Raw genomic sequence first — 7,023 nt, forward strand, 5'->3', positions numbered from 1 at the left:
TACTGTTAGCATAAGCATGCAATTATATTTTGCTCATACCGAATTGTTTAATTTTGTTGATAGTATCTCGGTGAGACGATAAATGCTGTTGTGCCTGAAGGCCATGTTGTTGCATTTTTTGTGTGGCTTTATCGGCCACCTTTAGATGTGGATAGCGCTGGCTTATTTGGCTCAAGTCGGTGTTAAAATCCATACCGTAAAGTACATACTGATAATTTTCTAATTGGAATACTTCATACTTACTGGAAAAGTCTGACTGGCTAGGTAAATTAAATTTCCAGTAATCGAGCTTGGCTAACAAACTGTCTGGTGCGGTGTCTGGGTTGACATTATCCAGCCAAAAATCGCTGTCGCGGCGCTGGCTTAAAAAATAATGTAGCTTGATGAAATCGATGACTCTATCCCAAGCGTAACGACTGATGTCGTTAAAGGTTTTTTCAGCATAGGCCATGCCTCGCGTTGTTGTGGGTAGTTTTTCAGCCAACAACTTAGCTGAAGCCTCAACAATAAGCAGGGCTGTCGCTTCTAAGGGCTCTACAAAACCGGCGGCAAGGCCAATGGCTACACAGTTTTTATGCCAAAATTTTTCTCTGTATCCCACATTCATGGGGATCCGCCTAGGGGATAGTCCAATGGACTCATCCCCCACATATTGCCTTAGGATGTGTTCTGCTCTGTCATGGGAGGTGTGGTGTGAAGAATACACATAACCCACACCTCTTCTTTTCGACAGGCCAATATCCCAAGTCCAGCCTGCTTCGTGGGCAGTAGCTAGGGTATACGGGGAGATTTCTTTATTTTCATCCTTATAGGGCACTTGCATGGCGATGGCATGATCGACCAGTAATTGATGTTTTTTACTGACAAAGCCCACCTTTAACGCTTCTGCCATTAAGCGGCTAGAGAAACCAGAGCAGTCTACAAAAAAATCTGCCGCTATTACCTGTCCGTCTTTGGCACGTAATGTTTGTATGCTGCCATCAGGCCCCAATATGGCTTCTTCTACAGTGAAAAATCTATGTTTGATTCCGAGTTTGTCGCAGCCATGTTGTGCTAAAAATTTTGCAAATTTGCCAGCATCTAAATGATAAGCATATTCCAAGCTGCCCACATACTCTTTGTCTGTTATACGTTTAGGGCTTAACTGTAAGTCGCATATATTTTCTTGAAAACTTACATGGCTGGCGTAGCTATTATGCGCTTTATTTAATAACCAATAAGGGGTCAGATCAAAACCTGGTGTATTGGGGTAGTTAAATAAATGATGGTAGCTGTGACTACGCTGCGCTGTGGGAGCGTGTAACCAATCGACAAACTTGATGGACTGCTTAAAGGTAACGTCGCATTGTTGAATAAAGTCTGCTTCGTTTACGCCGATCATTTTAAGGGTTTGGCGCATAGTGGGCACTGTCCCTTCGCCTACGCCTATAGGTGGAATATCTGCCGATTCAATAAGGCTAATAGTGGTTGTGAGGTCGCCCTGATTATTTAATTGTTTGGCAAGTATACAAGCCGTTAACCACCCAGCTGTGCCTCCCCCAACAATGGCAATATGTTTTATTGGTGAATCCATATAACCCTCAGTGAGTTTTATAACCTTCGCAAGCAATGTAGTAAGAAAAAGTCGAGCCTAAGCTCGACTTTTATATTCTATTGATGCCCACTTTAGAAGCTAGAAGCTAGAAGCTAGAAGCTAGAAGCTAGAAGCTAGAAGCTAGAAGCTAGAAGCTAGAAGCTATAACGTACCCCTGCTACAAAACGACGACCGTTGGCATACAAAGACATAATACGTGCCTTATCAAGGTTGTATTCCATGACTTCTTCGTCGGTTATGTTAACGGCTTCTAAGGTAAAAGAAAGGCTCTCAGTGACGTTATACGCAGCACTTGCATCCCATTGGCCAAATTCATCATTATAAATTTCATCGCCATTGGAATGAATACCTTTGTACCATTCACTACGGTAGTTATACATTAAGCGGGCGCCAAAGGTATCATTTTCATAGTAAGCGGTGAGATTAAGCATGTTGTCAGAGGTACCTTCAACTAAGCCAGAGCCTACGTTGGCAGGGTCACGCTCGGCATCCGCAGACGCATCAGTGTAGGTATAGTTTGCACTTACACCATAACCACCAAAATCATGTTGGATAGCAAGCTCAATACCTTCAATCACACCACCTAAGCCATTGCCCGGCTGAGAGAAGGTGACAGGAACATTAACTTCTCTTTGTTGGTCAAAACGGTCTTCTGTAAAAAAGGTTGTGGTACGTAATGAGTTCAGGTCTTTCATAAAGTAAGCAGCTGAAAACATTGATGAGTCGCCATAATACCACTCAAAAGATACGTCAAACTGATTGGCGATAGTGGGTTTCAACAAGGGATTACCACGAGAACCATTGGCGGTATCACCGCTTAAAGAACCATAGGTTTCTAGGCTTGAAATATCAGCCCAGTTCTGACGAGCCATAACGCGTGCTGCGCCTACCCGTAAAATTTTATCATCGCTTAAATCAAAGGCAATGTTAAAGCTTGGTAAAAACTCAGCATAATCATTGTCTTGCGAAACCCACTCTAAACTACTTGGGTTTAACCATTCTCCATTAAGGGTTTTAAGACCAGATGAATCACTGGAATATTCATAACCAAAAGAGGTTTGGTCAGTAGAAACGTAACGTAAACCTAAGTTACCGCGGAAACCGTCACCTGAAAAATCACCTTGAACATATAAGGCAATAATATCTTCTTCTACCGCCCAAATTTCAGCAAGGTTATCATGTTCAAAATGGAAGGCATCAACACCATTTAAGCCGTTAAAGGCAATATCTTCCATTACTGAGCGAACTTGAGCGACCTGTTCAGTTAGGTTGCCGTTGGCTAATGCATCAATACTGACAGAACCGTTACCATCTAAGCCACAATCAGCCATAGTTGGACACTGGGCAAAAATATAGGCTAAGTAGTTATCTTGATCGCCCGCACCATTTGGTTGTGGACCATGCCAACTAAAGGCAGTACGTCCTTGAGTACGTTCAGCTTGACGATATTTACCACCGGTTTTAATGGCTGTAAATGGCCCTGCGTCTACTTGAAATTCAAGATCTACCTGAGCAAAGGTTTCTTCATCAGTGGTGGGTTTAGAGCCACCCCATAACCAACCGCCCGCAAAATTACTGCCATCTGACGGATCTGCGCCTACTTCTACCGTTGGAGTACCCGTTAGATCATAAGCATAACCTACGCCATTGGCTACGTATTCCCATGATGTTTCGCGGTATGTTCCACCTTTAGCTTCGGTTGAGCCGATTTCAAAGTTGACTGCTAAGCTATCCGTCGCATAATCAATATCTAGATGAAACTGGTTGGTTTTTGTTGATGATACACGGTTGATCATGTTGTAAGCATAACGACCTTCGGCGCTTGATGAAGCCAATACAGCGCCATTAACAACATTGGTCGCATTCGCAATGTTTTCATCACGCTCAGAAACACCAGCAAAGTTAATTAAGTTAGCATTTTCGTTATTGGCATCGACTTCAGAAGAGAGAGCATTAAATGTTATGAGTAGGTCGTCAGATGGGGCGTATTGTAATGTACCGAAAAGGGTTTCACGTTCACGTTGCTGAACAAACTTTGGCACACCTATGTTACGAGGCACAGAGAATTCGTCATCTGGGCCTTCAACCCAACCTAATACTTCAAAGCCTTGACGTTCTACGTTGCGGTCTTGTTTAACCGCAGATAGCATGAAACCGATGTTTTCGTCTTCATTTTTCCATGAATACATAGCGGCAAGGTTAGGATCAGTTTCGCCAGAACTTTCTGAATATTGCGCTTCAGCAGCTAGGCTGACCGTATTGGCATCTAACTCTAATGGGCGGCGGGTGTTTAGAATAACCGTACCACCTAAAGAACCTTCATCAATTGAAGCAGAAGGAGATTTATGTACTTCCAACCCTTTAACAATAACAGAAGGTAGCAAGGTGTAGTTAAAGCTGCGGTTTGCTTCATCTAGAATAAACCAATCGGCAGTACCCACCGATTGGCCATTTAATAAAGTACGGTTGTATTTTGGACCTGCACCACGAATTGTAATTTTTTCACCTTCACCAAATTCACGGCTTACTGCCACACCCGTAATACGCGATAACGTATCGGCTACGTTTTTATCTGGAAATTTACCTACATCTTCAGCAGTAATAACATCAACAACGCCGTCGGCGAAGCGCTTGGCATTGATGTTTTCTTTTAAAGAACCACGAATACCTTTCACTTCAATGACTTCGGTGGCGTTACCGGTAGATTCTTGGGCGGTGGCAGAAGTTGCCGTAACGCCTCCTATTGCCGTGCCCACTACGCAGGCAACTTTAATGCCTGTAGTGATTTTATTAAACTTTGACATTTTCATGTATATCCTACCTTCAGTTATTATTGACAGCGTTGTCATTTTATTCTAAAAAAATATTTAAAATACCTAGGATGAAAGCTCAAGCACTCACATAGAACTTATGCTTAGATCACCTGAACTTAATGCACTGGTATGATTAAGATTAAGCCCTGTTATTCATCCAAAAATAATAATGACAACTTGGTTTTTATTTTGTGTAAACTGGTGACAGCGTTGTCATTTGTGGGTAATCTAATCCAATTGAAATAATTCTGCAACATGTTTTACAAAAAAAACACAAAACCAAATGTGTGTTTATTCAGCATCGCGCTTATTTTTTGTTCTAAAAAAGTGTGCAAAAGTTTAGTAAGCGATTGAAATTAAATGAGTTAATATTGACCTTGGATTTTGACATCATAACTCAATATAAAAGTGGTATTTGATACAACAATGAAAACAAAAACGACCATTAAAGATGTCGCTGAGCTGGCGGGCGTGTCTTTTAAAACAGTCTCGCGGGTTACTAATAATGAAGGCTCAGTGCGTAAAGAGACCCTCAAAAAAGTCAACGACGCAATCCGTCAGTTAAACTATCAGCCCAATAATGCGGCGCGAAATTTAGCTGGGAATAAATCTTTTTCACTAGGTTACGTGTACGACAACCCCAATGCTTATTATGTACTCGACATGCAAAACGGCATTTTGGCGGAATGCCGAGAGCGCGGATATGAGCTGGTTATTCACCCTTGTTCGGCCACTAACAAAGATATAGTCGATGAATTAGCCACTATGGTTAAACGCTCGCAATTAGCAGGTTTGATTATTTCACCGCCGCTGTCAGAAATGACCGATGTGCTCAGTGCCTTAGATGACATGAATATTCCTTTTATTCGGATTATTTCTGCCAGTGAAGTGAGCCAAGGATCTTCACCTTGTGTATGTATCAATGACCGCGATGCCGCCTTCGATATTACCGAACATTTAATTGAGCAAGGTCATAGGAAGATTGCATTTTTACGGGGTGACGAGTGCCACCAGTCTAGTCATGAACGAAAATTAGGGTATCAGCAGGCCTTAAAAAAGCACAATTTGCCTATAATTGAAGATTATCAAATAGATGGCTCGTACTCTTTTGAATTTGGTGTACAAGGGGCGAAACAACTATTATCTCTAGATAATCCACCCACAGGCATATTTTCTTGTAACGATGAGATTGCGGCAGGGGCGTTATTTGCGGTGCGTTTAAAAGGACTAAATGTGCCCAGCGATATGGCCATCGCCGGTTTTGAGGATAGCCCTTTTTCTCGTCAAACATGGCCGCAGTTAACCACAGCCGCTCAGCCAACAAATGTGATTGCACGCAAAGCAGCGGCGTCTTTGATCCAGCACCTTGCTCATTTGCGATCCCCTAAAACCAATGCCGATAGCATTACTCATTTGCACTACCGGCCGCAATTAGTGACCAGAGAGTCGACACTTGGAGTGACTGAGGACTAGATTAATACGCAAAGGCTGATTACTTACGGTGATTGGTATAACCTGAATGTTAACCCCAAAAAGGGGGACGCAATCATCCTTTAGTGTTTCCTATCAGTATTTCCATGTTCTATTGTGTGGTTTTTCGTAAAATGAAATGATAATTTGGCACAATAAATATTAACCATTTACCAGCCTACGGAAAACTTCATGACGACTTTACAGCAGGTTATTCTGCGCCGCGACTGGGAAACGCCATTAAGCACCCAAATCAATAATGTTAAGGCTCATAGCCCTCTAAACGGATATAAAACCTCTGCTGACGCGCTACATAAATTAAACACAGGCAGGCAGCTACTAAACGGCCAGTGGCAATTTAAACTTTTTGCAAAACCCGAAGCGGTAGATGACTCTTTTCTGGAGGAACACACTCCAGAGCCATGGCACAGCATTGCTGTCCCATCTAATTGGCAGTTGCAGGGATTTGATAAGCCCATTTATTGCAACGTTAAATACCCTTTTCCGGTCAATCCACCTTTTGTGCCAAGTGATAATCCTACCGGCTGTTATCGAACTGAATTTTCTATCACCCAAGAGCAATTAACCCAAGGTAATCACATTATTTTTGATGGTGTGAACTCGGCGTTTCATTTGTGGTGTAACGGCGAGTGGGTGGGATATTCACAAGATAGTCGCTTACCCAGTGAGTTTGATTTACAGCCATTCTTAATTGCCGGTAAAAATCGCATTGCGGTGATGGTAATACGTTGGAGTGATGGCAGTTACCTTGAAGATCAGGATATGTGGTGGCTCAGTGGCATATTTCGTGATGTGACTTTATTGACTAAGCCACAAGCGCATATCAAAGATATTTTTATTACGCCTGATCTTGATGCCTGTTACCGCGATGCTACCTTGGCCGTCAAAACCACTGTAGATGCACCTGAACATTACCAGGTGTCTGTGCAGGTTTTTGATAAAAATGCAATTATCGGTGAAGCCGAAATACAAAGTACCGACAATAAGCGCGTTGATGAAAAAGGCGGTTGGGATGACGTGGTTTTTCAAACTATTGCCATAGAAAGCCCGCGAAAATGGACAGCCGAAACCCCTAACTTGTATCGTTGTGTGGTCAGCTTGCTCGATGAGCAGGGAGAAGTTGTT

Annotated in this window: 4 protein-coding genes; 2 read left to right on the forward strand and 2 right to left on the reverse strand. The window is 42.5% G+C overall.

All coding sequences use genetic code 11. From position 1 onward, the window contains the following. Window positions 1-22 precede the first annotated feature (22 nt). The gene (locus Q0688_RS03395; RefSeq protein ID WP_299073189.1) at window positions 23-1,573 is read right to left on the reverse strand and encodes a tryptophan halogenase family protein; all 1,551 of its coding nucleotides are present in this window, start codon (window positions 1,571-1,573) and stop codon (window positions 23-25) included. A 155-nt stretch (window positions 1,574-1,728) separates the two neighbouring features. Continuing rightward, window positions 1,729-4,398, reverse strand: a complete 2,670-nt coding sequence (locus Q0688_RS03400; protein WP_299073191.1) for a TonB-dependent receptor — start codon at window positions 4,396-4,398, stop codon at window positions 1,729-1,731. Window positions 4,399-4,833: 435 nt separating this feature from the next. On the opposite strand from Q0688_RS03400, the gene Q0688_RS03405 reads away from it, so the two are divergent. Both Q0688_RS03405 and Q0688_RS03410 read left to right on the forward strand, forming a co-directional pair. Further along, entirely contained in the window at window positions 4,834-5,880 is a 1,047-nt protein-coding gene (locus Q0688_RS03405) for a LacI family DNA-binding transcriptional regulator (protein WP_299073192.1), read from the forward strand. A 189-nt stretch (window positions 5,881-6,069) separates the two neighbouring features. Beyond that, the coding region (locus Q0688_RS03410) for a sugar-binding domain-containing protein (RefSeq protein WP_367179778.1) at window positions 6,070-7,023 on the forward strand (954 nt) is incomplete at its 3' end.

This window comes from uncultured Paraglaciecola sp., assembly GCF_937123705.1.
In the GTDB taxonomy this organism is placed as follows: domain Bacteria; phylum Pseudomonadota; class Gammaproteobacteria; order Enterobacterales; family Alteromonadaceae; genus Paraglaciecola.